This window comes from Streptomyces sp. NPDC005483, assembly GCF_040606035.1.
Classification (GTDB): Bacteria; Actinomycetota; Actinomycetes; order Streptomycetales; family Streptomycetaceae; genus Streptomyces.
In genome coordinates this window covers 182,320-208,219 of the sequence record NZ_JBEXEA010000006.1, presented here as the reverse complement: position 1 = coordinate 208,219, position 25,900 = coordinate 182,320, and the positions used below count along the sequence as shown (strand labels likewise).

Sequence of the window (25,900 nt, the reverse complement as noted above, 5' to 3'; positions counted from 1 at the left end):
AGAAGGAGGGGCAGGGTCTCGGTCACGCTCCCGTCGTCGAGCACGCAGCGCGGGAACCGGATGGATCATGGGTGACCTTGCAGGGACGACCGGGCGGCGTGGTCCGTACGCGAACACCGCACGGCGCAAGGCCGAGATCGTCGACGCCGCCGAGCGGGCCTTCGCCGTCACCGGCTATCACGGGGGCTCACTGCGGGAGATCGCCCGCGACCTCGACCTGAGCTTCACCAGCCTGCGGCATCACTTCCCCACCAAGGAGACGCTGCTGATCGCGGCGCTCGAGAACGCGGACAAACGCGAACAGGAGGTCTTGAAAGGGACTTGCTGCATCACGGTCTCATCGACGCGGTCGTCCCCCTGGCCGAGCGCAACCTCGCGCGACCGGAGGCGCTGCGACTGCTGGCGGTCATGTCGTCCGAGGCGTCGTCCGCCTCCCACCCGGCCCATGCCTGGTTCGTCGAGCGGTACGACCGGGTCCGGACCCTCGTCGAGAACGGCTTCCGGTCCGACATCGCCCAGGGGCGCCTGCCGGCGGACATCGAGGCCGCGAAGGCTGCCTACGCCTTCGTCGCGCTCTGGGACGGACTCCAGCTGCAGTGGCTGATCGATCCGGCGTTCGACCTCGTCGCCGCCTTGAGCAAGGGCCTCCGAACACAGCTCGGCCGAACCCCGTGAACGCCGCCGGTTGAGGTGGCTGAACTCCCGTGCCTGGATACACCGTTGAAGCAGTTGCCAGCTCCGCATAGGTTCCGGCGTATGACGAACGTACGGATCGGTGTGATGTACGACCGCGACTGGGCTCCGGAGGGGCTGCCCGGGTTCGCGCGGCAGGCCGAGGCGCTCGGTGTGGACGACCTGTGGGTGGTGGAGGACCTCGGGTGGAACGGTGGGGTGTCGGCGGCTGCCGTGGCCCTCGGCGCCACGGAACGCATCAGAGTGGGTATCGGCATCGCCCCCGCCCCTTTGCGCAGCCCGGCGCTCCTGGCCATGGAACTGGCCACGCTGGCACGGGTCTTCCCCGGGCGGCTGGTGGCCGGGATCGGGCACGGGGTGCAGGAGTGGATGGCCCAGGTGGGTGCCGCGGCGCGTTCCCCGCTGGCCCTGCTCGAGGAGACGATCACTTCGGTCCGTGCGCTGTTGCGCGGAGAGCGGGTGCAGCTGGCGGGTCGTGAAGTCCGTCTGGACGGCGTCGAGTTGACGCACCCTCCGGCCGAGGTGCCGAAGGTGGTCGCGGGTGTGGTGCGCTCCCGCTCCCTGGAACTGTCCGGACGGGTCGCGGACGGCACCGTGATCACGGAGGGCCACGGCCCGCGCGACCTGGAGCACGCACGCGCGCTGACCAATAAGGGCGGCGCCGGGTCCGACCACGCCCTGATGGTGTTCGCCTTCGCCTGCATCGGTGACGACTCCGACGAGGTGGCCCAGGCCCTGCACCCGCACATCGAGGGCCACGGCGCCTGGCTCGGCCGCCCGCCACACGAGGTGTTCACCGTCTCGGGTCCCGCCTCACAGGCCGCCGAGCACATCCGCGAACTCGCGACGGCCGGCGCGGACACGGTCGTACTGCGCATCGCCGGTCCGGATCCGCTGCGGCAGCTGAAGGCCGTACTGGAGGCGGTCGGACGGCAGGACTGAAGTCGCCCGTCGTGTCACTGGTCCGTCGCGCACTGCGGCGGCCAGTGCCGCTACTTGGGTGGCAGGCTCGCTGCGAACGCGCGTCCCTCGTCGATCCACGCTCCCAGGGACTCGTCCTCCGTCACGGCGGAACCGGCGACCACGACCCAGCCGCGCATCGGGCGGCCGGTCATGTCGAAGAGCCGTGTGCCGGGTCGGGCGAGGGCCGCGTCGGTGGCGTCGGGGCCGACACGGACCATGAGGTCGCCGCCGGTCACGCCGACGGCCATGTTGCCCTGGCACAGGAAGGCGATGCCGCCGAACATGCGCTTCTCGGTGACGCCGGGATCCGCGCCGAGGTATTGGCGGATGCGTTCGGCGAGTCCTTCGTCGTACGCCATCAGAGGTCTCCTCGCCGCTCGGGGAGTCTGCGTTCGAGCAGTCTGCGTTCGAGGTCGCGCAGATCCTTGGTGAGGGAGGAGCGGACCTGACGGGCGAGCAGGGGTCCTGCCAGGCGCAGAAGGCCGCCGGGACCGCCTCGGACCCGGATGGCCGCGAGCGTGCCGCGCGGGTGCGTCTCGAAGGAGTAGGTCACGTGCATCGGCATGGGGGCGGCCACGGAGATCATGTCCAGCAGCTTCGGCGGTTCGTACGCAGCCACACGCAGGACGTAGTCGATGCGCCGGCCGAGGAAGCGCGCCGTCCGGGTGACCTCGGCGCCCGTCCCGAAGCCCCCGCCGTCCGTCGGCCGGGTCAGTTCCGCCGTACGGATGCCCTGCGTCCACTCGGCGTCGTGGCGCCAGTCCATGGCGTACTCGGCCACCCGCTCGGGAGGCAGCGGGATCTCTCGCCGTACCGTCACGTCGATGGTCATCGTCACCGCCTCGTGCCCCTGGCCCGGTGCTCCGTCGTTCCCAGCATGGCCGCGATCGGCGCCGGGTGCGCGCCACGTGGGGTGTGCCGGGTGAGGCATCCTGGTGTGCACGGGAGCCTGGTCGGGAGGTGCGCGGATGCGACGGTGGGCCGTGGGGTGGGTGATGGCGGGGGTGGTGGTTCTGGTGGCGTGCGGTGGATCGTCGGGAGGGCCGTCCGAGAACAGCTCCGAGCCGCCGTCGACGGCTACATCCGAGGCGACCGTTGCGAGCCCGTCCACGGAGCCGACCGCGAGCTCGACCGGGCGGAGCCCGTCCGCGTCGTCCCCCTTGCCCTCGGCGCCCTCCGCGCCGAAGAGGTGTGCCACCGGGCATGTGGATCTCACCGTGTCACCGGATGATCCGGTCCGGCGGCAGATGTGTGTGCGGCCCGGGGCCGTGGTGTCGCTCGTCCTGCGCCCTCGCTCGGACGGCAAGCGGTGGACCGCCCTACGCAGCTCCGCGCCGGCCTTCGTCCAGCCGTCCGGCTGGCACCTGGAGGCGGACGGCGCCGCGAGGGCCGTGCTGCGGTGCGCGGGCACGCGCGGTGGCACCGCCGACATCACCGCCCTGGCGAAGGAACCGGACCTGGCGGGTGCGGGCGGCGTGGCCTTCACCCTGCAGGTGAACGTGGTGCCGCACACGACGGCGGGGTGACCCCGGAAACCGGGATCACCCCTTCACCGCGACGCCGATGGTGCCTCAGTCGCAGTCCCGCACCTTGATCGTGTAGATACCGCGGCCGTGGGTGGCCGCGTACAGCGTGCGACCGTCGGGGCTCAGCTTCACCTGGAGCACGGCGACGGCCGGGAGCGAGCCGACGCGCTGCCAACTCGTGCGGCCGGGCGCGCGATAGACGACACCGAGGTCGGTGCCCACGGCGAGGCCGCCGTTCGGTGTGACGACCGCGGAGTCGGCCGGCACGTCGGGAAGGTTCTTCGAGATGTCCTTCCAGGTGGTCCCGCCGTCCTTGGACTCGAAGACATGGCCGACGCCGGCACCCGGGCCCTCGGTCCACTGCCGCGAGAACCCGTTGACCGTGAGGTAGACGTGGTCGGCGTTCTTCGGGTCGATGGCGAAGCCGCTGAGGTAGCGGTTGGGTACGGTGCCGTCCGCGCCGGTGGCCGGCAGGGCGATGTCGTGCCATCCGGTGCCGTCGGCGTTCCCGACGGAGATGCCGCGGGCGAAGCCCTGGTTGTTGCAGGGCCCGCACCAGGCCGCGTACACCTTGCCGCCCGAAGCGGCGACGGCGGTCGCGGTGTGGCCTTCGCCGAGGTCGTACACGCTCTTCCACTCGTCACCACTGCGGATGGCGTAGCCGTGGGTCTGCACCCAGACATGGCGGCCGCCGGCGATCCAGGTCGAGCTGTTCTTCGCGTCGGCCGCGAGCGGGGCGATGAAGCGTGCCTCGCCGGTGGCGTTGTCGGGCGGGGCGACGTTGTACGACGTGGCCTTGCTCGGGTCGGTGATCCAACTGCCGTCGTTGACGGCGCAGTTCTGGGTCACCTGGATGGAGAGGTAGACGTACTCCTCGGCGATGTTGCAGCCGTCGGCGGGGTCGGTGAGGGTGTCGCCGCCGTCGCCGCCGAAGTTGGAGCCCATGACCTTGTCATTGCTGCGCAGGACGGACTGGCCGTTGTCCTGCAGACCGCCGGTGACGGAGACGCCGCCGTGGTCCAGGTCCTTGCCGACACCGACCGAGTAGTACTGGAGGGTGTCGATCGTGCCGTCGTTGAGCGAGGTCCAGTCGGTGGCGTGACCGGAGGAGTCCTGGGAACCGTTGACCGGGCGCTTGTAGACGCCTCCGTCGTTGCCGACGTACACGAAACTCTTGCCGTGATAGCGGCCGATCGCGACGCCGTGCTGGTCGGAGTGCGTGGTCGGGTTGCAGTCACCGGTCTGCTTGGCGGGGTCGATGTTCCAGCAGGAGAAGCCGAAGTTCCAGTACGGCCCGACGGTCGACCAGCTGGTGCCGCCGTCCTTGGTCTCGTACACCTCCTCCAGACCCGCGTACACGTGCTCGGGGTCGGCCGGGTCGACGCTGAGGAACTGGTTGTACCAGGCCTGCACGCCGGGCATGTAGCCCGGAGAGGTCAGTGCCGAGCCGGAGGCGGCCAGGCCCTGGTAGTCGGCGATCTTCGTCCAAGGGCCGCTGGGAGAGCCCGACTTGGAGACGAAGATGCCCTCCAGGCCGCTGTCCGGATTGGTGTTCAGCTGCTCCGGCGACTGGTCGATGGCGTAGTAGCGCGAACCGTCGGCGGAGCGGGCGAAGGTGAGGCTGCCGACGTTGTCCGCGTCGGTGGGCAGGTCGCCGAAGCCGCTGGTGATCCGGGTCCAGGCGCCGTTCACCTTGGTGTAGAAGCCGTTGTAGTCGTCACCGCTGCGCCAGCCGACCGCGAGAACGACCTTGGAGGGGTTCTTCGGGTCGATCGCGATGTCGTTGGTGATGTTCTTGTACGCGGCCGCGGGGTCGCCGGCCTTCGAACCACCGGGCAGGTAATCGGGGTTGGGCGCGTACTCCAGCTTCCAGGCCCCGCTGAGCTTCTTCGTGGAGTGGCTCCACACGCCCTCGCTGGTCGCCGCCCACACCTTGCCACCGCCGAACCGCAGCTCGTGGACGGTGGTGGACTCCAGTTCGTGGCCACCGACCCGGCTGCGGGTGGAGAACGTGCCGTGGTGCGGGTCGGTCAGGACGTAGACGCCGCTGCCGAGGTAGGCGTCAGCGTTGGTGGTCGCCTCACCGGTGCCCAGCCACAGCCGCCCGCCGCCGTCGAGGGCCAGCGCGCCGGTGGACTGTGAGGGAAGCCGGTCGCTGATGGGCTGCCAGTGCCCGCCGCCGCCACGGGACCGCCACACCCCGCCGCCCGCACTGCCCGCGTACACGTACCCGCCGTCGTCGGCGGCCACCGCGGCCATCCGGCCGGTGACATTGCCCGAGCCGCCGCTGGAGTTGGAGTCGATGTCACGGTAGCGCGAGTCGTCGGAGTTGTACGGCAGGTCGGTGACGTTGTGCCAACTGCCGCCGGTGCCGGCCAGTTTGGTGAGGCTGGTCCATGCGGCCCCGTACGCGCCCGGGGCGACGATGCCGGGCGAGGTGCGGGCCTCGGCGTACTGGTCCGCACCCTCGGCGATCTCGTCGGCCTCGTTGCCGTCGTCGCCGTCGTCCTCCTTCACCTTGGGGCTCATGGCGCCCACCGACTGCGTTCGCTCAGCGGCGAGTTGGTCGAGTGTGCGGGCTCCGAAGGGGCTGCTGCCGTGTCGGCCGGGCGCGGCGCTCGCGGGGATCGCGATGAGTCCGGCGGTTGCGGTGATGGCACAGATCGTGAGCCATCGTCTCTTACGGGTTGGTGCTGACACCAGGTCCTCCCAAACGGGCGGTGTATACAGCCGTCGCTGGCGACCCGACCACGGGCGGGACACGGCATCCGGGAGTTTGGCCAACCTTTGACCGGAACCTGCCACTGACGTACAGCTGTGGAGCCCCGCCGGTGCGAAGTTTTTTGGCACATGGCGAGCGAGGGTGAGTCTCGGGTGGTGACGACACCGGTCCCGCAGTGCCCGTGCGGGGCAGCCGTCGTACGGCGCGCGCGCCGTATCCGTTCGGCGTAGCGTTTGTGACGGCCGTGGGATCGTCGTGCCGAGCAGGCCCGGACCCCGCACCCCGAGTGGATCAGGAGCTCACCATGGCCCTATGCGCCCGACCGCGTGCGGGCGGTCGTCCCCTTGCTGTGCGTGCCGGTGTCGGACTCGGCGCGTCGCTGCTGGTCGCGACCACATGCGCCGACTGCGCGGCGCCCGGCGTCGCCGTGTCGACCGCTCCGCGCGCGACATCCGGTGCGCGCGTCGCCGGTTCCGCGGTCGCTGCCCGTACCTGCGCCGACGAGACGTACGCGAAGATGACCGCGGCACAACGGGTGGGACAGCTCCTCATGGGCGGCGTCCCCGCCACCGGCCCCAGCGCCACGGACCTGCGCACGCTGCGCACCTACCACGTGGGGTCCGTCATGCTGACAGGCCGCAGTTCCGCCGGGATCAGCGCGACGAAGCGCGTGGTCGACGGGGTGCGGGGCCAGCAGGACACGGTCGCCGGGCGGAAGGTCGGGCTGATCGTGGCGACCGACCAGGAAGGCGGCCAGGTCCAGGTGCTCAGCGGCCCCGGATTCTCGGCCATCCCCGCCGCGCTGACCCAGGGCACCTGGAGCACCACGACGCTGCGCGACCGTGCCGAGGGCTGGGCCCGGCAGCTCAAGGCGGCCGGGGTCGACCTCGATCTCGCGCCGGTCGCGGACGTGGTGCCCGCGAGCCTGGGCACCCGCAACGGTCCCATCGGGCGTTATCACCGCGAGTTCGGCCACACACCCGCCGTGGTGACCTCGCACAGCGGTGCCTTCGCCGCGGGCTTCCGTGAGGCGGGGGTCATGACCACCCTCAAACACTTTCCCGGGCTGGGCCGCGTGATCGGCAACACCGACACCACGGCGAACGTCGTCGACCAGGTGACCACCGCCGCCAGCGCGAGCCTCGAGCCGTTCACCAGCGGGATCAAGGCAGGATCGCCGTTCGTGATGGTCTCGTCGGCGACGTACACCCAGATCGACCCGAGGCATCCGGCGGCTTTCTCCTCGATCGTGATCGGCAAACTGCTGCGCGCCCAGGAGGGTTTCAAGGGAGTGGTCATCTCCGACGACCTCGGCCAGGCCGTCGCGGTCCAGGCCTACACCCCGGGGCAGCGGGCGGTGAACTTCCTCGCCGCCGGCGGTGACATGGTCCTCACGGTCAAGCCGTCCACGGTGCCTGCCATGGTGCAGGCGATCAAGTCCCGTACGGCGAACGACGCCTCCTTCCGCACCAAGGTCGGCGTCGCCGTCCACCGGGTGCTCACGGCCAAGGCCGGTGCCGGACTGCTCGGCTGCGGCTGACGCCAGGGCGGCAGACGGCCCTTCAGGGGTGTCCGTCGGACGGGAACTGGGCCAGGGCGTCGGACAGTTCACCAACTGAGGGTGGAAGCGCGGGCGGCGTCCCCGGGGGAGTGGACTGGCACGCGGGCGGTGATCTGCCGAGGCCTTGCGCGGCGGGCAGGGGCATCGCCTGGCCATCCCCTCCGAACTTCGAGAGCGTCGATCGCGTCCAGCGCCGACAGGGCAGCGTAGGGGCGGTCCGGATCGCGGCGAAGTCGAACCTTCTGCTCTCGGTGGCCTGTGCGTGGGCGACGGTCCGCCCAGTGTCGCGATGAGCGCTGGGGAGACACCGCAGGAGACCGACCTGATGGCCAACGGGCCTTCTTGGGCCGTGGCGAGCAGGACGAGGAGGATGCCCAGGCGATCAGGCAAGCCGACGGTCTGTGCATCACGGCCCTTCTGTCAGTGCGGCAACTGCCCGCCCCAGTTCCCTCGGCACCTCCAGAACCCGGCCACCGTGCCGCGCCGCAGGTGAAAGCGATTTCCGGAGGCCGCCGTCTGATTTCTTCGCATGAGACAACCTTTGCCAGAGTCTGAACGTCCAAAGAACAACAGGAGACGCGTTGTCTCCGTTTAGGGGGAGCGTTCATGCTCAAGGTGAGCATCGTGGTGCCCGTGTACAACGCGGGTCGATACATCGACATATGCGCGCCGTCACTTTTACGCCAGACCCTGGGGGAGGACTCGTACGAGGTCATCTACGTCGACGACGGCTCGACAGACGACTCCGCGCAGCGCCTCGACGAGCTGGCCGACAAGCACCCGCATGTGCGCGTGATCCACCAGGAGAACTCCGGCTGGCCCGGCAGACCCCGCAACGTCGGCATCCGGGAAGCCCGCGGCGAGTACGTCCAATTCGTCGACCAGGACGACGAGTTGACCCCTGCGGCCCTGGAGCACCTGCACAAGCTGGCCACCCGCAACGGCTCCGACATCGTTCTGGGCAAGGTCATCGGCACCATGCAGGGCCCCAGCAACGTCTTCAAACGCACCGTGGAGCGCTGCACGGTCGAGGACGCGCCTCTCATGGAGAGCCTCACCCCGCACAAGATGTTCCGGCGCGACTTCCTGCTCGCCCACGACCTCAGGTTCCCCGAGGGCCGGGTGCGGCTGGAGGACCAACTCTTCATGGTCCGCGCCTACGTACTCGCCAAGACGGTCTCGATCCTCGCCGACCACCCCTGCTACATATGGAACCGCCGGGACGACGGCGGCAACAACAGCAGCCGCGGCACCACCCCGGAGGACTACTACGGTCACCTGCGCACGGTCGTCGAGGCCATCAAGCACGACACCCGGCCCGGCCCCCTGCAGAACCACCTGCTGCGCCGCTCCTACCGCGTCGAACTCCTCCGCCCGGTGAACGAACCCCGCATCCTCCAGCGCACGGGCAAAGACCTCGAACGCCACTTCGACGTCGTCCGCCGTATGGCCCTCGAGGCATACCCGTCCGGTGTCCGCGACGGCCTCCCCGCCCTGACCCGGCTCCGGGCCCACCTGCTGGAGGACGGCCATCTGGACTCGCTCGTCGAACTCGCCCGACGCACCAGGGGCATCAGGCCTGAAGTCAGCGTCGACGACATCCGCTGGCGCGACGGAAAACTCCACGTCACCACCACGATCGGCATGCGCCGCGCCGACGGTGAACCTCTCACCCTCGTCGAACGCTACGGCCGTATGCTCCTCGACCCCGACCTGCTGGCCGGCATCGAGGGCGCCGAGGGCTGGGAGGCCCCCCACCCCCTCGGCCACGCCCACGGAGAACTCCTGGTCCGCGACACGGCCCGGGACCTGTGGTGGTATCCGGACGCCGACCTGACCCCGTGCACACAACCGCTCGGCGGTCGCCGCCACCGCGTCGTACTCACCGGCGAAACGTCCATCGACCCCCTCACCCTGGCCGGTGGCCGGGCGATGGAACCAGGCACGCACGTGGTTTGGGCGAGTGCCCAACTCCTGGGCGTGGGCCGCAGGGCGAGGGTGACACGCAGCGACGACACGACGCGCGGTGCCAGTCCGGACCTCGGGCTCGGCGCAGGCCTCGGTCTAGGCTTCGGCGCGGTCAGGGTGGGCACCCCACCCCGGTTGGTTATTCCGGCATGGGGTGGCGCGGCCGGCCAACTCCGCCTCTCCGTCCGCCCACCGGGCCAGGCCACGCTCCCGCACCGCATCTACCTGCGCACCACGTCGGTCCCACCCATCCGCCGGGCGGCCCGTACGGTTCTGCACCGTCTCCCCCCGGACGTACGGGGGAAGGCGAAGAAGCTGGCGCGCAGGGCGGACCCCTGGAGCGGCGGTTGAGAAGAGACAAACGGCAGAAGGAGACGGTGTTCCGGCGACCCCCTGTTTGGAAAGCCGTTCTGCCGTGGTGTGGAAGTCTTACCGTGAACTGGGCTTCGACGCGCGCGTGCGTCACCCTCGGCTGGGCCGCCACTTGTCGGCTCGATGCCTCAGAACGCATCCGCAGCAGTACCGGACCCGCGCAGCCTCACATCCGGGACCTCAGCACGTCGACCTCGCAGCCCGGCGCGAAGGGGTCGAAGCCCTGTTCCATCAGTGGGCGAACGATCAGCAGACTTCGCAGCGACCACCACGCGTGGATCACGTCGAGGTCGATGTCGGTGCCGTAGCCGGCGATGACGTCGTCGAGGTGCTCCTCGTGTCCGAGTGTGAAGGTGGCGAGGTCGTACAGGGCATCTCCCTGGCCCGCCTCGGACCAGTCGATGATGCCCGTCACCTCGTCGCCGTCGACGAAGACGTGCGCGATCTGCAGGTCGCCGTGTGTGAACGCCGGAGTCCACGGCCGGAGCGCGGCCTCGGAGACCTGGCGGTTGCGGGTGACCAGGTCGGCGGGCAGGAGGCCGTTCGTCACTAGCGCCTCGCACTCGTCGTCGAGTTCCGCCGCCAGCGCGACGATGCTCCGGCCGGCTCGCCCGGGCCTGGGCGGCAGGGGCGCGTCGTGCAGTTCCCGGATGGCGGCGCCCGCCGCGGCCCACGCTGTGGGTGACCCGGTCGCCGGCCCGCCGAGGCGCCCGAGCGTCGTCCCCGGGAGTGCGGCGGTCGCGAGCACGGGCGGCTTGCGCCACAGGATCTTTGGGGTCGGGACCGGCGCGAGGGACATCGCCTCCACCTCGACGTCGATGCGCGCCTGATCGGCGTCCACCTTCAGGAACACGTCGCCGACGCGCAGGGTCGCGCGTTCGGAATGGGCGACGACGACTTCGACCTCATCCATGGGGGCCCAGTATCCCGGGGAGGACCGCCGACGTCGCCGGGTTTCTCACGTGCGATGACGCTGCCGACCGCGTCCCGCCTGCCTCGCGGTCCCGTCGGGGCAGGGGTCTGCGGACGACCTCGGCCGCGACGGTTGGCCGAATGAAGCGGTCGCAGCAGCTGCGGGTCGTTGCCGGACCGCCGTCCGGCCGGGCAGTCGGCGTGGCAGCTTCGCGACGGCGAACTAAACCTTCCCGGCTGGCAGGACGCGCGAGCGCCTGCCCTAGATCGACGTCCCCACGCTCGTCGTCCACGGCCGCCGCAACCCCTTCTTCCCCGTCGGCAATGGCGAGGCGATCGCCCGCGAGATCCCCCGGGCCCGGTTGCTCATCCTCGAGGAGGCCGCCACCGCGATCCCCGATGCGGCGGTCGGCGAGGTGGCCGACGCGATGCTCATGCTCGGATAGAGGACGGCGGGTGCCGCGTGTGTCCGGTCTCGACGCAGGCGCTCCTTCGTGCGCCGGCCTGCTGACCGCCCTCGCTCACGGCAACGTTCCGGCCGGCGCCTACCGTTGGTCCACGCCGGCCACACCGACGACTCGCGGACCGCAGGGACGACAGGCGGGCAGTTGGTTTTCCCCTGCTGCGGTGTGGCAACTCACGGCTGCTCGTCCTCGTCATCGGCCTCGCTGGACCAGCCCGCGCCGTAGTCGAGGCGTTGCGCCGTCCGTACCAGTGAAGCCAGCGGGTCGCGCGCCGTGGGCCATCCACACCAGGCCACCCGGCACTTCCACGCGCGAAGACGGGTGAACCGTTCGCGGACCCTGAACCTCGTCAACAGGCCTGCCTCTCCGACAGCCTCAGCGCGCTCCGACAACCCGCGATCGGTCGCGCCAGAGCAAAGCGCCATGGTGCGCCACCCCTTCCGCCACGTAGAAATATGCACCAGCATGGGCACCGCGCATTCCGGTCACGCCACCGGAAATTCGCACGATCTTGCGCTCTGTCAGAGGTTCCGGTCCACCCGCACGCCGCCCCGCACAGGAGAGTCCTTGAGGAACCAGGCGCAGCAAGCAGTGGAGTGGCTCGCCGCCGCCGCGACCGACCCCCGGGACTGCAAGCGGGCATGGCAATCGGACTCCGGCACCGCGGTGCTGGCCGCCGGCCGGTTCTGGGACGTGCTGAGCGTGCCGGAGGAACTGGGCCTGTTCGCCCTCGACGTGCTGCTGCGCTCGCCGCGGCAGGAGCCCGGCCCCACCCTCGCCGACTTCGTCTCCCACCGGGTGGGCTTCTTCCTGCCGCCGGATCCGCGCAGCCGCTGGGTCGGTGACGGCGTCCGCTACGCCGGCCGCGGCGCGTGGATCGCCGTCCCGGCGCTCCAGCGGGCCACCGGCTCCCTCCGCTGGCTCGTACCGCCCGACGGCAGCGGCACCCTGTACGCCCCGGCGGCCGTGGAAGTCGCCCTCCAGGAAGCCACCGGCATGCTCGCCACGCTGCTCAACCCGGCGTCCTCCCTCCGCCCTGACGCCCACACCGCAGCCGTCGAGGCCCGAGCCCGTACGCGAGCTCTGCGCGGATGGGGCACTGCGGACACGGGTCGTAGGCGGGGCTGACGGCCTGCGCGCCCGGCGGAGTGCTCAGCCTGCGCCGGGTCACAAGAGGTCAACGCGCTCCCAGCCCACGGTGCCGATTCCAGATTCCCTACCGTCAGGCGTCCCGGTCGCGGGTGGGGCGGCCGGGGTGGCCCACAGGGCATCGTGCCGACCGGGCACTATGCGCCCCCGCGCCCACCACTCGGCCACCAGGGCGGTGTAGATCGGCGCGTTCATGCCGTACGTGTCCGTGAGTTCGGCATAGGGGAGGCGGTGTCTCCCAAGGGGCAGGAGGCATCCCGTCGTGCTGGATGTTTGGTCCATGCCGCTGCAACGCATCCGGCACCGGGGTGGTACGCCGGCGCTGACCGATGCGCCCGCATCGGGTGAGCGCGCCTCCCTCGATCGGGGCCATGTACTTGTCGGATAACCGCGTTGATGTGATTCCATACTGCCTGGACGAGGGATGGCTCGGACACCGCCTGGGGCGGCGATCCGAGCCATCGTCGCAGCCGCTACTCGTTGCGTGCTGTTTCGGGACCCGTGATGCGCCTGAGCAGCGGCATCGTGGACGCGATCACCGCCAGCGACGCGAGAAGGCCGGCAATCACGATCGCGTAGTACTGCGCTCCTGGTGCCCGGACCGAGTACTTGAACTGTGCCTGTACGAACAACTGCGCAGCCAGGAAGCCCATTCCGATCGCCACCACCGCGACGACCAGGAGCGGGACCGCGCTCTCCAGAAGCACCACCCGCCGCAGCACCCCGAGTTGTGTGCCGGTCAGCCGCAGCAGGCTGAAGGGGCGCTTGCGGTCACGCAGCCCCCCGGCCACGCTCACCGCCAGGCTGCAGCCGGCGATGGGGAAGCTGACCAGGATGACCACGTTGGCCAGTTGCTGGTACCCGGCGAGCTCTGCGCCCCTTTGGGCATGGTCCTCGCGGACGGTCAACGGGACGTCCTGGTCGGGATAGGCGCTCGCGAGGACGGTGCGCGCACGTTCGATCGCCGATGTCGAACCGTCGGTGGCCACGACGATCTCCCGGACCGGGAGGCGTGCGAGGCGCTGGGCGGAGATGTCGGCCGCGGGCCATGCGGCGGGCCAGTGCATCCAGTCGTACGTGCCGAAGGTGCCGTAGTTGAGGGTGACCGACGCCGCTCGGGCTCCGGGGGCGCATGCGCTGTGCGCCGGCATTCTCGCCAGTTCGGTGCACGAGGCCAGGCCGGCGACGGGAGGGGCCCCGACGTCTTGTGGGCCGCGAAGGGCCGGGTCAGGAGTGCCGAGCGGGTTCGTGTGGATCATCAGCACGCCTTTGACGCCCGGTACGGAGGTCAGATCGCTGACCGCGGCCTTCGAGAGCGGCGCCACACTGCCGGTCAGACGCCCGGTGGCCGCGTCGAAGCCCTGCACGTAGTTGGCGTCCAAGGCTCCGGCGACCGCCCGGCCAGCCTGCGGGATGCCCCGCTCGGCGTTGAGCGAGCCGATGATTCCTACGGCGACGGAGGTGACGCACAGGGCCAGGACCAACCCGCTGACCGCGCGGAAGCCGGCCTTCGGGTCGTCCGCGAGCCGTCGGCCCGCGATGAGCAGCGCGGGCCGGCTGGTGACCCGGGCCAGGACACGGGCGCCGGCCATGGTCAGCCAGGGGCCGGCGATGACCAGTCCGGTCAGGACCAGCAGGATTCCCGGGACGAAGACCCAGATCTGGCCGTTCGTGCTCCTGGGCACCCGGCCGATAGCGAACGAGAGTTCGGCGATACCGGCGGCCAGCGGGATCACGCGGTAGACCCGCGGTGGGCGCGGCGTGACGCGCCGGGTGACCCCGAGCGGGGAGACCTGCACGCGGCGCAGGGCGAGCCGCGCCGCGATCGCCGCCCCCAACGGGACCGCGAGGGCGACGAGCAGGATGTCTCCCGTCCCGAGCGTGAGGTCGCCGGCGAAGTACGGCGTACTCGTGAGGTCGACCGCCGCCAGTTGTGTACGGAACAGGTAGAAGAGGCCGAAGCCGACGGCCGTGCCCATGACGGCGGCGGCCGACGATTCGACGGTCGACAGCATCGAGATCTGGCGCGGTGTGGCGCCCACCAGACGCATCGCGGCGAAGCGCTGTTCACGGCGGGCGGCCGACAACCGGGTCGCCGTGCCGATGAGGATGAGCACCGGGAAGATCAGGGCGGTGCCCGCGACGGAGAGGATGAGCTTGATGCCCCTGTTGTCGATGCCCACCCTGACCGTGCAGTTCGTGCCGTTGCAGCTGCTGGGGGTCACGGCGGTGATCGCGGCGGCCTGGGTGGCGCCGTGCTGCTTCGAGAGCTGGTCGGGGCGGTGGCCGATGACGATGATCAGGGAGTCGGGGCCCGGGAGCGCCGCCTTGCCGACCGTGCCGGCCTGCCGGCCGGGGTAACGGCCGGCGAGTTCGGCGGCCGGGGTGGAGTGCAGGAGCTTGCTGAGGGCCGGTGAAGCGTAGTACTCACCGGGTTCGGGCAGGCGTGAAAGGCCCGGTGGCACTGGGGAGTTCGGGCCGGTGGCGGCGACGTCGACACGGCCGATGGTTCTGCCGTCGAAACGGTCCGCTCTCAGCAGCCACCACAACGGGTCGGTGTCTGTCTTCGCGGCGGCCCGGCTGGTCGCGCTGTTGCCGGAGCCTGTGTTGAGCCAGGCGTTCCGGCTGTTCTGGGTGGCGGTGGCGTTGATGGCCGCCAGGATGCTCAGCAGGAGTCCGACGCCGAGGGCGACGGCGGCCACCATGACGGCGAGGCGGGCGGCGGCCTCCCTGCCGCCGCTCAGGGTGAGGCGCAGCCCGAGGCGGATCACGAGGTGAGCCGTTCGACGTACAGGGATGTCACCGTGCCGTCGCGCACGATGACTTCACGGTTCGCGTAGGCGGCCACCCGCGGTTCGTGGGTGACGAGGACGACGGTGGTGCCCTCCTGGCGTACGGAGTCGACCAGCAGGTCCATCACGTGCTCGCCGGTGAGCGAGTCGAGCGAACCGGTCGGCTCGTCGGCGAACAGCACCTCGGGCCGGCAGACCAGGGCACGGGCCAGGGCGACCCGCTGGGCCTGTCCGCCGGAGAGTTCGCCGGAGCGGCGCCCCTCGAGACCGTCCAGGCCGAGCCGTCCGAACCACGAGCGGGCCTCGGCCAGGGCGCTGGCCCTGCGGGACTTGGCCAGCAGCAGCGGCAGGGCTACGTTCTCCTCGGCGGTCAGTTCGGGGACGAGCTGACCGAACTGGAAGACGAAGCCGAATCGGTCTCGGCGTAACGCGCTGCGCTCCGGCTCGCCCTGGGTGTCGATGCGCCGGCCGTCGAACCAGATCTCGCCGGAGTCGGGTACGAGGATCCCGGCCAGGCAGTGCAGCAGCGTGGACTTGCCGGAGCCGGACGGGCCGGTGACGGCGAGGATCTCGCCCGCGCGGGCGGAGAGGCTCGCGCCCTGGAGCGCGGGCGTGGGCCCGAAGGACAGGACTGCGTCCCGCGCCTGCACGAGGAAGCCGTCGTCCGCACTCATGAGCGCACCTCCGCTGTCAGGGCGCCGAGCCGCGCCACCGTCTGGTCCATCCACCGCAGATCGGCCTCCAGATGGAACACGCCGTGATCGGCGAGCAGCGAGTCGATCGTGCTCCCTGTCCGGCGCAGTTCCGTCAGCTCCCTCATCCGCTCCATGTGGGCGGCGCGTTGGATGTCGAGGTACACGCGGGGGTCGCGCTCCAGCAGTACCGCCAGTACGACCTTCGTGAACAACACCGTCTGCAGGTGCAGTTCGCCGTCGACCGGCTCGGTCAGCCAGTTCTCCACCTGGGTGACCCCGAGGTCGGTGATCACGTAGCGCTTGCGGTCCGGCCCGGCACCGGGCCCGGTCTCGCCGACCTCGACCTTCCCGTCACGGGCGAGGCGCCCGAGGGTCGAGTAGACCTGCCCGGCCGGCAGCGGTTTACCCCTGCCGAAGAAGGTGTCGTAGTCGCGCTTGAGGTCGTAGCCGTGGCTCGACTCCCGTTCAAGGAGTCCGAGGAGCGTCAGAGGAACAGTCATACCTGAGTATCTACACTCAGTACCTAGTACGTCAACGGACGGCCGGGTCTGCATGGCCAGGTCGTCCCAGGACTCTGTGGCCGACACGAGCAGCTATGGAGGAGAGCGCGTGATCGCCCTGCCGGACCCGTCGGCTTTGACGGAGATCGCACAGCCCGAGGAGCATGGCGAGCGCATCACCCCAGAGTGGTCTCCTCGCCGATCGACTGCTCACGGGCGGCGGCGACGACCAAGGCCGTGGCCGCGGCGTCCTGCGCTGCCACGCCGACCGACTTGTAGAGGGTGATCTCGTCCGGTGCCGTGCGTCCGGGTCGGCTGCCGGCGATGAGTTCGCCCAGTTCGGCGTGCACGTGATCGGCGGTGATGAGGCCGTCGCGGATCGGCATGAGCAGGTCGTTGCTGCCCGCAGGAAGCGGGGCGAGCACGGCCTGGCGGGATTCGACGCACACCAGCGCCTCGGTCACCGTGGCGTCGTCGATCTCGCGGCCTGCCGGGTTGTACCCCACGGACGTGATGTGCACCCCGGGCGTCAACCACGACCGGCGGACCACGGGTTCGACGGCGTGCGTCGCCGCGGCGACGATGTCCGCGCCGTCGAGTGCCTCGGCGTAGCTGGACACCGCCTGGACGTCGACCTGCAGTGCTTCGGCGAGTTCCGCGGCCAGGGCAGCGGCTTTCGCCGGATTCCGGCCCGCGACGCGGATCTGCCGGATCGGGCGGACCCGACAGATCGCGCGGGCGTGGGACCGCGCCTGCACGCCGGTGCCCAGCACTGCCAGTACCGTCGCGTCCTCGCGGGCCAGCAGCCGCGCCGACAGCGCGGAGCAGGCGCCGGTCCGCGCCGCGGTGATGGCCGTACCGTCCAGCAGGGCGGTGGGCTCGCCGGTGTCCGGATCGAACGCCACGATCAGCGCCTGATGCGTCGGCAACCGCGCCACGTCGTTGTGCGGGAAGAGGGACACCAGCTTGGTCATGAGCACCCCGGCCGACGGCAGGAAGCCCGGCATGGCCGCGAGGAATCCGTCGCGTTCGGGCACCAGAGCGGCGACGCGGTCGGGTACCGAGGCGCGGCCCGCACTGAGGTCTGCCATCGCCAGGGCCAGAGCATCGATCAGCGAGTCCATGTCGAGCAGGGCCTCGACCTGCGAGCGACCCAGAACAAGCATGCGTCCCAACCTCCTGATGCCGGTCATACGGCCGACGACCGCACAGCCCAAGCGTCAACCGCAGCCGCGCATGGCCCCGGCTACGACACGCCGGTGGCCACATCGGCCGGAATTCACGCGACTCTCTGACTGAATCTCCCGCGGAGCGTGCTTGAAATGTGGCCTGAATTGAGTCATACGAAAAAATAGGTCGCATTTTCGCGAGATTAAGACGCACGTTCCTGGCACGCTTACGGCGGCGCGGACAGCCAAGGTGGGTGGTCGCGCCAATGCCTTCATCGTCGATCGGAAAGAGGAAACAATGCGTACTTCTCTGACCAGGGCACTCGTTGTCGCGAGCGCCCTCGTCGGCATCGCCGCTGGAGGTCTCGCGGGTGCGGGTGCGAGCGTGGCGGCCTCGCAGCACGCCACCAAGCCCGCGGTCAGCAGCCCGCACGCTTCGATCCTCGCAGTGAACAACCTCGGCCTGAACACGGCCCGGGCCAAGAACTGGCAGAATTGCCTGAACGCCTGGGGCTTCAACGCCGGTACCGAGGACGGGCAGCTGGGCACCAACAGCTGGAAGGCGGCCCAGAGGATGCTCAACGCCTGGGGCTACAACGCCGGTACCGTCGACGGGGTTGTCGGGACCAACACGATCACGGCGCTCCAGAAGTTCTTGAACGACGTCGGTGAAAACGCCGGAACTCCCGACGGGATCGCCGGACCGCAGACCAAGGCGGCGTTCTGGAATTACAACGCCACTGGCTGCTGAGTAAATTCTCGGGGTCGCGTCGGGCTGGGCGAGCGGGAAATTGGTTATTTTGCCGGCGGGCGCCGCGGCAGCGGGTTCCGCTTTGCTCGCCGCCCAGCCCGTTCGCCCCAGGCGGCGGGTTTCGGCGACCAATTCTGTCCGATACTGTCCGACCGGTGGTGCGGCCGAGGATTTAAGCAACGCTGGGGAAGGCCCGCGGCTTCTGCCAGGTCCCGGCAGACTGTCCAGAACAGTTTGCGTGCGTTGCGGCTGCACGCCCGAGACGGGGATCCGGCAAAGCTCTGTCAGCGGGACGGGTCGGCAGAATAGGCGCATGGGATCGATAGACGCGCCGAGTCCTACCGATGGCGCCGAGCCTGGGCAGAGTGATGTCGTGGAAGCTGCGTGGCAGCGGCTGCTCCGCCGCGAGGACATGGACACCGGACTGGTGCGAGCCGCGCATGCCGAGCCGCTTCTCCGCCAGCTCCATCCTTCCAGCAGCCACCAGGACCTCCACTTCAGCAGGTGCACCGGTGACTGGTCTTGGGATGTGCCGTTCGTCATGCATCTTCCTGGTGGCCGCTACCTCGTCGTCGGGCCGTCCCGTTCCCAGGTCGTCGGAGAGGCGGACACGGCCGAGGAAGCCGTTGCTCTGGTCGTCGGTGGCCTGCCACCAGGTTGCGGTCCTGCGGTCGTAGGGCGCCTGGATGAACTCGACCGACCCGGCAGGGTTCCGCCGACATAGCCCTTCGGAGCGGGCACCTGCGGCAGGTCGGTCAGCAGGCAGATGCCCGCAGGTTGCCGAGCTGTAGCGGGCGAGGTCCGCGTGCGGTGCGCAGGACCCCGGAGGCGATCTGGCCGCCCCGCGTCACGGCCAGACGGTGGCCCGGGCTTGGAAGTCCTCGGGATCGCTCTCCACCGGCAGCACACAGACCAGTTGGCCACCAGGTACGCGAAGCACATGGCAATCCTGCCACCGCGAAATCTCCTCCGCGCCCAGGCCTGTCAAGCGCGCGGTTTCCGCCTCGACGTCGTCAGTCTCGATGTCCAGGTGAATACGGGGTGCGTCGTCGACGGCTTGAACGGCGGTGGTCAGTCCCGGCAGAGCCTGATGGAGGGTGGTGAACTGCGGTGCCGGTGGAAACGGTTGAGCATCGACGCCGAGAGCCGCTGACCAGAACTTCGCCGCCCGGGCAGCGTCGGCCTCGGGCGTGTCGATGATGACCGCGTATACCCGACTTCTGTGCACGTACAGTGACCTTCCATCAGACGTTGTGGGGTGAGGACCTGTCCGGTTGCGCGGTTGTCAGGGTTTGCGGGCGAGGGCAGCCGCGATGAGGTGTTCCCAGACCGTGAGGTGCCGTTCCCCGCTGTCGTTCCAGGGGGTGGCGGTCTGTTCCGGGCGCCACAGGGGGGCGGGGACGATGCCGGGGTCGAGGATCTCCAGGCCGTCGAGGAGGGAGGCGAGTTCCGCGTCGGTACGCCACCGGCCGCGGCCGAAGGTCTGTTGGAGGACCTTCTCGGCCTCCTGGGTCTCCGGGTTGTTGCCGGAGCGGAAGTGGCTGATGAAGAAGTAGCTTCCGGAAGGCACGTTCTCGCGCCAGTAGCGGACGATGCCGGCCGGGTCCTCGTCGTCGTTGACGTGGTGGAGGATGGCGCTGAACATGACGGCGACCGGTTGGGTGAAGTCGATCATTGCCTGGGTGTCGGGGTGGGTGCGGACGCCTACGGGATCGCGTACATCGACCGCGACGACACGGGTCCGTTCGTCCTTCTCCAGCAGCGCACGGCCGTGGACCAGGACTTGGGGGTCGATGTCGACGTAGACGACCCGGGCCTCGGGGGCGTGCCGTTGTGCGACCTGGTGGACGTTGTCGGCGGTCGGCAGGCCGCTGCCCAGGTCGATGAACTGCCGGATACCGGTGGTTTTCACGATCTCCCCGACCGCGCGGGTGAGGGCCGCGCGGTTGGCGAAGGCGATGGCCACCGAGCCGGGCAGGTCGCGTTTGAACACGTCGCCGATCTCGCGGTCCACGGCGTAGTTGTCCTTGCCGCCCAGCAAGTAGTCGTAGACGCGGGCGATGCTGGGCTTGGACGGGTCGATGGAAGAGCCTTCGTACGTCATGACGGCCATTTTCCCCACAACGTCGCCTGCTGACCATGGTTTTGGGATGCCTGGGCCGACCCTTGCGCGGGGTACAGGGTGATGTGCCGGGGCTGTTGGCCCGCGTGGAAGGCCATCGGCGGTGATCACGGTGATCACTGTGCTGGTGGTGCTGGTGGTGCTGGTGAGGTCGAGGAGCCGAGCAGCGGGGCGACCGGGTTGCCGTCCGGTGTTCCAGCGACGAGGGCACGGGCAGACACAAACTCCCACGGTGATCAACGGGTTCGCTGTAATCGCTTCTTGACTGCTGGGGGTGGGGTGATGTTGCCGCTTCGGGGCATCCGGGAGGTAACACGTCAGCTCACACCAGGAGGCACGTCATGATCGCGCTCGGCGTCATTCTGCTTGTCGTCGGTTTCCTCACCGGCATATCGATCCTTTGGACCCTTGGCATCATCCTGGCCGTGGTGGGCGCCGTTTTCTGGGTCATGGGGTCCATGGGGCACGCGGTCGCCGGCCGACGCCACTACTGGTGACCGAGGCTGTCCTCGATCGGAGTCTGACCCGAACCCCGTCCGTTGAGAGAAGGGTTTTCTCAGCTGCACGGCCTCGGCAGCTGGGCCTGCCGAGGCATTGATGCCCGGGCCCGATGGCCCGGGCATCAAGGGTTGGTTGGTACGGGCAGCGGCACTCCACGCCGTGCTGTGAGGGCGACGTCGCCTCTCGCTGCAAATAAGGGGAAGCATCCCGATCGGTCGCGGCGGCCTTGAGGTCGTCGCCGGCATCAGCACACCGGCCTTTTCGACTGCGTCCTCCGGGTCAGTCGGATCAGTGACCGCCCTGGGGGACCTCGGTCGGCAGGGGATCTGAGCCTCGACAGGCCCGTTCCGACGCTGGGCCGTGCGCACAGCCCCGCCAACTACGTGTGCAAGGGCAGCGCCGGGGCCCGCGATCGGTTTGATCGTCCTGTCCGTCGTTGTGGTACCGGACATCACCGGACATCAGCGGTGCCGGGGATGTCCGTCCGCCACATCGCGACCGGGCAACCGGCGGGGCACCAGCCGATCTTGTGAGTACGTCAGTCCCGACGCGCCCTCCGGTGACGCAGACAGGTGACAGTCGGTGAACTGATCACTTCGACCGCGCGGAGCACGACGGGCACCCGACACCGCCCCGCATCTCAAGCGGTTCGCGCGCGTCGGCTCCGGTACCGAAGTCGCCGCTCACCCGGTACGAGGAGCGGTGGCTGCCTCCGTCCCACCCGCTAGTGCGCCGTGATCGTCACGCGCTGGGCCGGTGCCGACCTGGCAGCGAGGACGGAGCAGCAGCCGAGTACCAACAGTGCGATCAGCGCGGCCTTGACGGCTCGCCCCATGTGGTTCCCCCTGGTCGTTCAACGGTTGCGAAAACAGTGCCACGCACCTGCGCGGCTCGCTACGGTTTCGATCCTCTTCGAAATGTCGTCCCGGTCTCGTCTCCTGACGACGAGTCACGCCCCGTGCAGGACGCCTGGGCCTGGGCCAGGAGTCGGTCCAGCCGCTCCTCGCCTGCTCGGGCGATGTCGAGCGGCAGCTTGCTGACGGGGTAGACGAGAACCGGATCGAGATCAGGAACCGCGAGGGCCGTGGGTCTGTGCCAGCAGAAGTACGACGGTACGAGCGTCAACCCCCGCCCTTGCAGCCGCAGTTCCCGGTCGACGGGGTAGTCGACGTCCAGGGTCTGTCGTTTGGATCAGGCCGGCTGTGAGGTGCGGTGCTTTTCAGCCGAGCCGAGCGGGGTCTGGTGCGTGCAGCTGCAAGGCGGAGGAGGGAGTCGACGCGGAGCGTCGGCGACCGACGACAACGCCGCTGGGGGTCCCCCCACGCCTTTCGGGCAGTGGGGGAGGGCGTACCAGACCTCGCGACGCCGGGATGATCCACACGACAGGCCCTAGATGCGGCGGGTTCCAGCGGGCGAGGGGGCGCAGGCCCGCCAGGAGCGCGGCGGTGCCTCCGTCGAGTACGGCGCGGGTGCGGACTGAAACGTCGTCGCCCACGGCCGAACGGACATGCCGCCAGTAGGGGGGCCACGGGGCGTCGCCCGTAGCTTCTCGAGACCCGCCTCCAGGCACTCGCCAGTGACCGGGGGAGTCAGGGATGTACCCGGAGACCGGGATGACTGTGCGCAGGGTACGCATTCTGAAAGCGCAGGGCGGCGAGCGGGTGCCCGCAGTTACGCTCACCGCGTCATACTTCGGTGGAAAGGCCACGTAAGCCGCCAACCCCTGCGGTGTGCCGTCGAGTTCACGCTCGCCCGGCATGTGGTGCTGGTGCTGCTAGCCAAGGTGATCCTGCCTCCCCTGGCTCCGCCCCCGACCTCGGCGCCACCCTCGTCAACGCCGTCTGTTTCGCGGGCACTTGGATCGCCCTTGCGGCGTGTTCGGCGGAGGCCACTTCCGGAACTACCTGTTCTTCGGTGCCCCGTTGGACGACACCCTGTGGCAGATACTGTCCGGCGGCCTGTCCGGCTTCACCTGTGCTGGGCTGCGGTATGCGATCGGCTCGGTCTGGCCGATGGTCGCGGTCCACGCGATGGACGACTTCTTCCAGATCCGTTCGCCAGGTGCGGCACCGGACTGGTGGCAGGTGGGCGTGTACGTCGTCCACGCCGCGTACGGGGTGTGACTGCTGCGCCGCTACGGCACCGGCGGTGCCCTTCCGGCGCGGGTCGCGGGGGCGAGGGAATCGCGAGAATGAGGGCGAGCCGTTACGCCATCTGGGGGTGCCGGAGGCGAGCGCGCACGTCGTCGACGTCGATGCGCTGGAGGCGCGGGTGTCGCCGCGGTGACCCGAGGAGCCGGAGCATCCCTCGGGTCACGATTGCGGCAGGCGGCAAGGCCGACGTCCTGAAGTCAGGATGCCTGGCCTTGCCGCAACAGCGCGATCAGACCGGGCGGATGTTCTCCGCCTGCGGGCCCTTCTGACCCTGGGTGACGTCGAACTCGACCTTCTGGCCTTCCTGCAGTTCGCGGAAACCCTGGGCGGCGATGTTGGAGTAGTGGGCGAAGACGTCGGGGCCGCCGCCCTCCTGCTCGATGAAGCCGAAGCCCTTTTCGCTGTTGAACCACTTGACAGTGCCCTTGGCCATAACCGTCTCCTTCGAGGGAAACCGGGCCCGCACCCTGCGTGCCCGGGAGGTGATCGCCCTGGTCCGGAGAGGCGCTGACACGCAAGAACGCCCGTGATGGCGATCACGGGCGAACGGAACTTCGGAACCACGACTGCTGGATCACGACGCTACACCCGCGGAGTGGCCGCCGCTACCGCGAATGCGCCCGACTGGGGCACTCGGCCCTCCTTCGGACTCCCACATGGCGGGATGCTGCTGCTCCCCGGCGGCCCGAGGGTGCTGTCCGCAAGCCAATCGGATGGCACGGGGCCGCTGTTGAACTCGGCTGACACGCAGTCAGCGGTGGCTGTGCGGCCGTTGGCCTGAAAGGCAGCGTCTGCCTGCTGCTCGACGCGTTGACCCGGTTCGCTGCCCAGCCTTCGCCCTCCTCGCCCTGGGCCGTACGGGTGAGTACGGCGTCCGGGCAGGCGGTCGCGTGTCCTCGGTGATGGCCGACCGGTACTCGGTTCAGTCTCCATTGGGCCGGGCGAGACCGAGGTCGTAGGCGAGGATCACTGCCTGAATGCGGTCGCGGGCGCCGATCTTGGCCAGGACCCGGCCGACGTGGGTCTTGACCGTGGACTCGGACAGCACGAACCGGGCGGCGATCTCGCCGTTGGTCCAGCCCTTGCCGACGGCGACGAGGATCTCGCGCTCGCGGTCGGTGAGGGAGCTGAGCCGCGGATCCTCGGTGGAGTCGCTTCTGTGAGCGGGGACGTACCGGGCGTACTCGTCCAGGAGGCGGCGGGTGAGGGCGGGCGCGATGACCGCGTCGCCGACGGCAACGGCCCTGATGCCGGCCAGGAGCTCCTCGGGGCGTGCGTCCTTGAGGAGGAAACCGCTGGCGCCGGCGCGCAGGGCGGCATGGACGTACTCGTCGAGGTCGAAGGTGGTGAGCACCAGGACCCGCGAGCGGCCACCGGCGGCGACGATGCGGCGGGTGGCCTCGATGCCGTCCATGCCGGGCATCCGGACGTCCATCAGGATGACGTCCGGACGCAGTTCGGCGGCCTTGCGGACCGCCTCGGCGCCGTGGGCGGCCTCACCGACGACGTCGGTCTCGGCGACGGAGTTCAGGAGCAGATGGAAGCCGTAGCGCTGCAGCGGCTGGTCGTCCACGATGAGCACGGTGGTCATCGATCACCACTTCTGGGCGTGAGGTCGAGGACGGCCTCGACGCTCCAGCCTCCGCCCTCCGTCGGCCCCGCGCTGACGGAGCCCTGGTACAGGGCCGCACGTTCCCGCATGCCCACCAGGCCATGTCCTTCCTCGTTCGGCGGTCCGGGCCGTATGGCCGGGCCGGTGTCCTGGACCCTTATCCTCAGCCGGCTGCCCTCGGCGAGGATCGCCAGGCGCACCCGGGTGCCCGTGGCGGCGTGCTTCAGAGTGTTGGTGAGGGCTTCCTGGACGATGCGGTACACGGTCAGCTGTACCCCGCTGTCCAGGCCGTCCACGTCGCCGGATGTCCGGTAGACGACCTCCAGTCCGGCGGCACGTACCTTGGCGCAGACTGAACCGATGTCCGCGATGCCGGGCTGCGGGCTGAGTTCGGGCCCGGCGGCGGGACCGTCCGCGGCCTCGCGCAGCACGCCGAGCACGCGCCGCAGTTCGCCGAGGGCCTGTCGTCCGGTGTCGCCGATGAGGTGCAGGGCCTCCTTGCCGCGCTCGGGAGCCATGTCGGTGGCGTAGGCGCCGGCGTCGGCGAGCGTGATGATGACGGACAGGTTGTGGCCGACGATGTCGTGCATCTCGCGGGCCACGCGGGTCCGTTCGGTGGCCGTGGCCAGCCTGCTGCGCTGGTCGCGCTCGATCTCCAGCCGGGCTGCCCGGTCCCGCAGTCCGGCGAGCTGGGCCCGGCGGATCCGTACCATCAGGCCGAGCGCGAGAGCCGCGGTCGCCGTGCTCAGCAGGAAGAACAGGGCGTCCCAGACGGACACCGCCGGGGACACGCGTACGGCAACCAGCACCATGGCGCCTGCCATGGCCGCACAGGCCCACGGCAGATGGCGCAGCCGCCCGTGCAGGGTCAGGCTGTACAGGGCGATGAAGAGAGCTATGTCCGCGCGCAGCGGGACGTTCATGGACCACTGGAGGACGAACACCGCGGTGATGACGGCGAAGGCCGGGAGGGGTTTGCGGCGCCGCCACAGCAGGGGCAGTACCAGTCCGGCCTGCAGCGCCAGCATGCCCGCGACGGGCAGCTGGGTGAAGGCCAGCCGGAACCGGGGCGGACCGTCACCGTCACCCGGACCGTCGTGGAGCAGGTCGGGCAGGCAGAACAGCAGGAAGACCAGGGCCACGACCGCGGTGTCCAGGACCCACGGATGTGTCCGGTCGGCCTGCCGCAGCCGCTGGCCGCCCCGGGACAGACGGGCGACCAGCGGTCCCATCCCGCTGATGTCATCGATGGTCACGAGCGTCACCTGTTCATGG

24 protein-coding genes and 3 pseudogenes are annotated in these 25,900 nt (G+C 69.8%); 12 read left to right on the top strand and 15 right to left on the bottom strand.

Features of this window, described 5'->3' with window-relative positions:
* Positions 1 to 67: 67 nt before the first annotated feature.
* The 3 genes and pseudogenes from ABZT06_RS14315 to ABZT06_RS14305 all read left to right on the top strand — a co-directional run.
* Positions 68 to 217, top strand: a pseudogene (locus ABZT06_RS14315) (TetR/AcrR family transcriptional regulator); the annotation flags it as partial.
* 104 nt (positions 218 to 321) lie between these two features.
* On the top strand, positions 322 to 675 hold the full coding sequence (locus tag ABZT06_RS14310) for a hypothetical protein (RefSeq protein ID WP_355740199.1): 354 nt from the start codon (positions 322 to 324) through the stop codon (positions 673 to 675).
* 81 nt (positions 676 to 756) lie between these two features.
* Positions 757 to 1,635 carry an LLM class flavin-dependent oxidoreductase gene (locus ABZT06_RS14305; RefSeq protein ID WP_355739853.1) on the top strand — a complete coding sequence of 293 codons (879 nt, stop codon included), beginning with the start codon at positions 757 to 759 and terminating at the stop codon, positions 1,633 to 1,635.
* A 50-nt stretch (positions 1,636 to 1,685) separates the two neighbouring features.
* Here ABZT06_RS14305 and ABZT06_RS14300 read toward each other — a convergent pair whose 3' ends face one another.
* Positions 1,686 to 2,015 (bottom strand): TfoX/Sxy family protein, encoded by a 330-nt coding sequence (locus ABZT06_RS14300; RefSeq protein ID WP_355739850.1) that lies wholly within the window; start codon positions 2,013 to 2,015, stop codon positions 1,686 to 1,688.
* A complete protein-coding gene (locus tag ABZT06_RS14295; RefSeq protein WP_355740173.1) occupies positions 2,015 to 2,488 on the bottom strand; it encodes an SRPBCC family protein in 474 nt (157 codons plus the stop codon). The genes ABZT06_RS14300 and ABZT06_RS14295 overlap by 1 nt, the downstream gene beginning before the upstream one ends.
* A 385-nt stretch (positions 2,489 to 2,873) precedes the next feature.
* Here ABZT06_RS14295 and ABZT06_RS14290 point away from each other — a divergent pair, with 385 nt between their 5' ends.
* On the top strand, positions 2,874 to 3,182 hold the full coding sequence (locus ABZT06_RS14290) for an acetyl-CoA synthetase (RefSeq protein ID WP_355739847.1): 309 nt from the start codon (positions 2,874 to 2,876) through the stop codon (positions 3,180 to 3,182).
* 45 nt (positions 3,183 to 3,227) lie between these two features.
* On the opposite strand, the gene ABZT06_RS14285 is transcribed toward ABZT06_RS14290, so the two are convergent.
* Complete coding sequence (locus tag ABZT06_RS14285) at positions 3,228 to 5,882, bottom strand: glycosyl hydrolase (RefSeq protein WP_355739844.1); 2,655 nt, start codon at positions 5,880 to 5,882, stop codon at positions 3,228 to 3,230.
* 326 nt (positions 5,883 to 6,208) lie between these two features.
* Between ABZT06_RS14285 and ABZT06_RS14280 the strand changes: the two genes are divergently transcribed.
* Positions 6,209 to 7,444: a glycoside hydrolase family 3 N-terminal domain-containing protein gene (locus tag ABZT06_RS14280; protein ID WP_355739842.1), complete on the top strand. Its 1,236-nt coding sequence runs from the start codon at positions 6,209 to 6,211 to the stop codon at positions 7,442 to 7,444.
* 627 nt (positions 7,445 to 8,071) lie between these two features.
* Positions 8,072 to 9,784, top strand: coding sequence for a glycosyltransferase (locus ABZT06_RS14275; protein WP_355739839.1), 1,713 nt, complete (start codon positions 8,072 to 8,074; stop codon positions 9,782 to 9,784).
* A gap of 187 nt (positions 9,785 to 9,971) precedes the next feature.
* Here the strand turns inward: ABZT06_RS14275 and ABZT06_RS14270 are convergent, their stop codons facing one another.
* Positions 9,972 to 10,718 (bottom strand): phosphotransferase, encoded by a 747-nt coding sequence (locus ABZT06_RS14270; protein ID WP_355739837.1) that lies wholly within the window; start codon positions 10,716 to 10,718, stop codon positions 9,972 to 9,974.
* A gap of 247 nt (positions 10,719 to 10,965) precedes the next feature.
* Here ABZT06_RS14270 and ABZT06_RS14265 point away from each other — a divergent pair.
* A pseudogene (locus ABZT06_RS14265) lies at positions 10,966 to 11,163 on the top strand (alpha/beta hydrolase); the annotation flags it as partial.
* A gap of 191 nt (positions 11,164 to 11,354) precedes the next feature.
* Here the strand turns inward: ABZT06_RS14265 and ABZT06_RS14260 are convergent.
* Positions 11,355 to 11,534 (bottom strand): hypothetical protein, encoded by a 180-nt coding sequence (locus ABZT06_RS14260; protein WP_355739834.1) that lies wholly within the window; start codon positions 11,532 to 11,534, stop codon positions 11,355 to 11,357.
* Between the two features lie 214 nt (positions 11,535 to 11,748).
* Between ABZT06_RS14260 and ABZT06_RS14255 the strand changes: the two genes are divergently transcribed.
* Positions 11,749 to 12,309, top strand: a complete 561-nt coding sequence (locus ABZT06_RS14255; RefSeq protein ID WP_355739830.1) for a hypothetical protein — start codon at positions 11,749 to 11,751, stop codon at positions 12,307 to 12,309.
* 494 nt (positions 12,310 to 12,803) lie between these two features.
* Here the strand turns inward: ABZT06_RS14255 and ABZT06_RS14250 are convergent, their stop codons facing one another.
* The 4 genes from ABZT06_RS14250 to ABZT06_RS14235 all read right to left on the bottom strand — a co-directional run bounded on the left by ABZT06_RS14250 (position 12,804) and on the right by ABZT06_RS14235 (position 17,483).
* On the bottom strand, positions 12,804 to 15,101 hold the full coding sequence (locus ABZT06_RS14250) for an FtsX-like permease family protein (protein WP_355739827.1): 2,298 nt from the start codon (positions 15,099 to 15,101) through the stop codon (positions 12,804 to 12,806).
* Positions 15,098 to 15,796 (bottom strand): ABC transporter ATP-binding protein, encoded by a 699-nt coding sequence (locus ABZT06_RS14245; protein WP_355739825.1) that lies wholly within the window; start codon positions 15,794 to 15,796, stop codon positions 15,098 to 15,100. The genes ABZT06_RS14250 and ABZT06_RS14245 overlap by 4 nt, the downstream gene beginning before the upstream one ends.
* Positions 15,793 to 16,317 carry a PadR family transcriptional regulator gene (locus ABZT06_RS14240; protein WP_355739822.1) on the bottom strand — a complete coding sequence of 175 codons (525 nt, stop codon included), beginning with the start codon at positions 16,315 to 16,317 and terminating at the stop codon, positions 15,793 to 15,795. The genes ABZT06_RS14245 and ABZT06_RS14240 overlap by 4 nt, the downstream gene beginning before the upstream one ends.
* A gap of 176 nt (positions 16,318 to 16,493) precedes the next feature.
* Positions 16,494 to 17,483 (bottom strand): ornithine cyclodeaminase family protein, encoded by a 990-nt coding sequence (locus ABZT06_RS14235; RefSeq protein WP_355739819.1) that lies wholly within the window; start codon positions 17,481 to 17,483, stop codon positions 16,494 to 16,496.
* Between the two features lie 301 nt (positions 17,484 to 17,784).
* On the opposite strand from ABZT06_RS14235, the gene ABZT06_RS14230 reads away from it, so the two are divergent.
* Together ABZT06_RS14230 and ABZT06_RS14225 are read left to right on the top strand one after the other, a co-directional pair.
* Positions 17,785 to 18,237 carry a peptidoglycan-binding domain-containing protein gene (locus ABZT06_RS14230; protein WP_355739816.1) on the top strand — a complete coding sequence of 151 codons (453 nt, stop codon included), beginning with the start codon at positions 17,785 to 17,787 and terminating at the stop codon, positions 18,235 to 18,237.
* A 313-nt stretch (positions 18,238 to 18,550) separates the two neighbouring features.
* On the top strand, positions 18,551 to 18,961 hold the full coding sequence (locus tag ABZT06_RS14225) for a DUF6193 family natural product biosynthesis protein (protein ID WP_355739814.1): 411 nt from the start codon (positions 18,551 to 18,553) through the stop codon (positions 18,959 to 18,961).
* 123 nt (positions 18,962 to 19,084) lie between these two features.
* Here ABZT06_RS14225 and ABZT06_RS14220 read toward each other — a convergent pair whose 3' ends face one another.
* The gene (locus ABZT06_RS14220; RefSeq protein WP_355739811.1) at positions 19,085 to 19,465 is read right to left on the bottom strand and encodes a VOC family protein; all 381 of its coding nucleotides are present in this window, start codon (positions 19,463 to 19,465) and stop codon (positions 19,085 to 19,087) included.
* A 57-nt stretch (positions 19,466 to 19,522) separates the two neighbouring features.
* Entirely contained in the window at positions 19,523 to 20,341 is an 819-nt protein-coding gene (locus tag ABZT06_RS14215; RefSeq protein ID WP_355739807.1) for an SAM-dependent methyltransferase, read from the bottom strand.
* Positions 20,342 to 20,700: 359 nt separating this feature from the next.
* On the opposite strand from ABZT06_RS14215, the gene ABZT06_RS14210 reads away from it, so the two are divergent.
* Positions 20,701 to 20,856: a DUF6131 family protein gene (locus tag ABZT06_RS14210; RefSeq protein WP_355739804.1), complete on the top strand. Its 156-nt coding sequence runs from the start codon at positions 20,701 to 20,703 to the stop codon at positions 20,854 to 20,856.
* 898 nt (positions 20,857 to 21,754) lie between these two features.
* On the opposite strand, the pseudogene ABZT06_RS14205 reads toward ABZT06_RS14210, so the two are convergent.
* A pseudogene (locus ABZT06_RS14205) lies at positions 21,755 to 22,382 on the bottom strand (hypothetical protein); the annotation flags it as partial.
* Between the two features lie 352 nt (positions 22,383 to 22,734).
* Between ABZT06_RS14205 and ABZT06_RS14200 the strand changes: the two are divergent.
* On the top strand, positions 22,735 to 22,983 hold the full coding sequence (locus ABZT06_RS14200) for a hypothetical protein (RefSeq protein ID WP_355739802.1): 249 nt from the start codon (positions 22,735 to 22,737) through the stop codon (positions 22,981 to 22,983).
* A 259-nt stretch (positions 22,984 to 23,242) separates the two neighbouring features.
* Here the strand turns inward: ABZT06_RS14200 and ABZT06_RS14195 are convergent, their stop codons facing one another.
* The 3 genes from ABZT06_RS14195 to ABZT06_RS14185 form a co-directional block, all read right to left on the bottom strand.
* Positions 23,243 to 23,446 carry a cold-shock protein gene (locus tag ABZT06_RS14195; protein ID WP_020120296.1) on the bottom strand — a complete coding sequence of 68 codons (204 nt, stop codon included), beginning with the start codon at positions 23,444 to 23,446 and terminating at the stop codon, positions 23,243 to 23,245.
* A 489-nt stretch (positions 23,447 to 23,935) separates the two neighbouring features.
* Positions 23,936 to 24,604, bottom strand: coding sequence for a response regulator transcription factor (locus ABZT06_RS14190; protein WP_355739798.1), 669 nt, complete (start codon positions 24,602 to 24,604; stop codon positions 23,936 to 23,938).
* Positions 24,601 to 25,881 carry a histidine kinase gene (locus ABZT06_RS14185; RefSeq protein ID WP_355739796.1) on the bottom strand — a complete coding sequence of 427 codons (1,281 nt, stop codon included), beginning with the start codon at positions 25,879 to 25,881 and terminating at the stop codon, positions 24,601 to 24,603. The genes ABZT06_RS14190 and ABZT06_RS14185 overlap by 4 nt, the downstream gene beginning before the upstream one ends.
* Between the last annotated feature and the right edge of the window lie 19 nt (positions 25,882 to 25,900).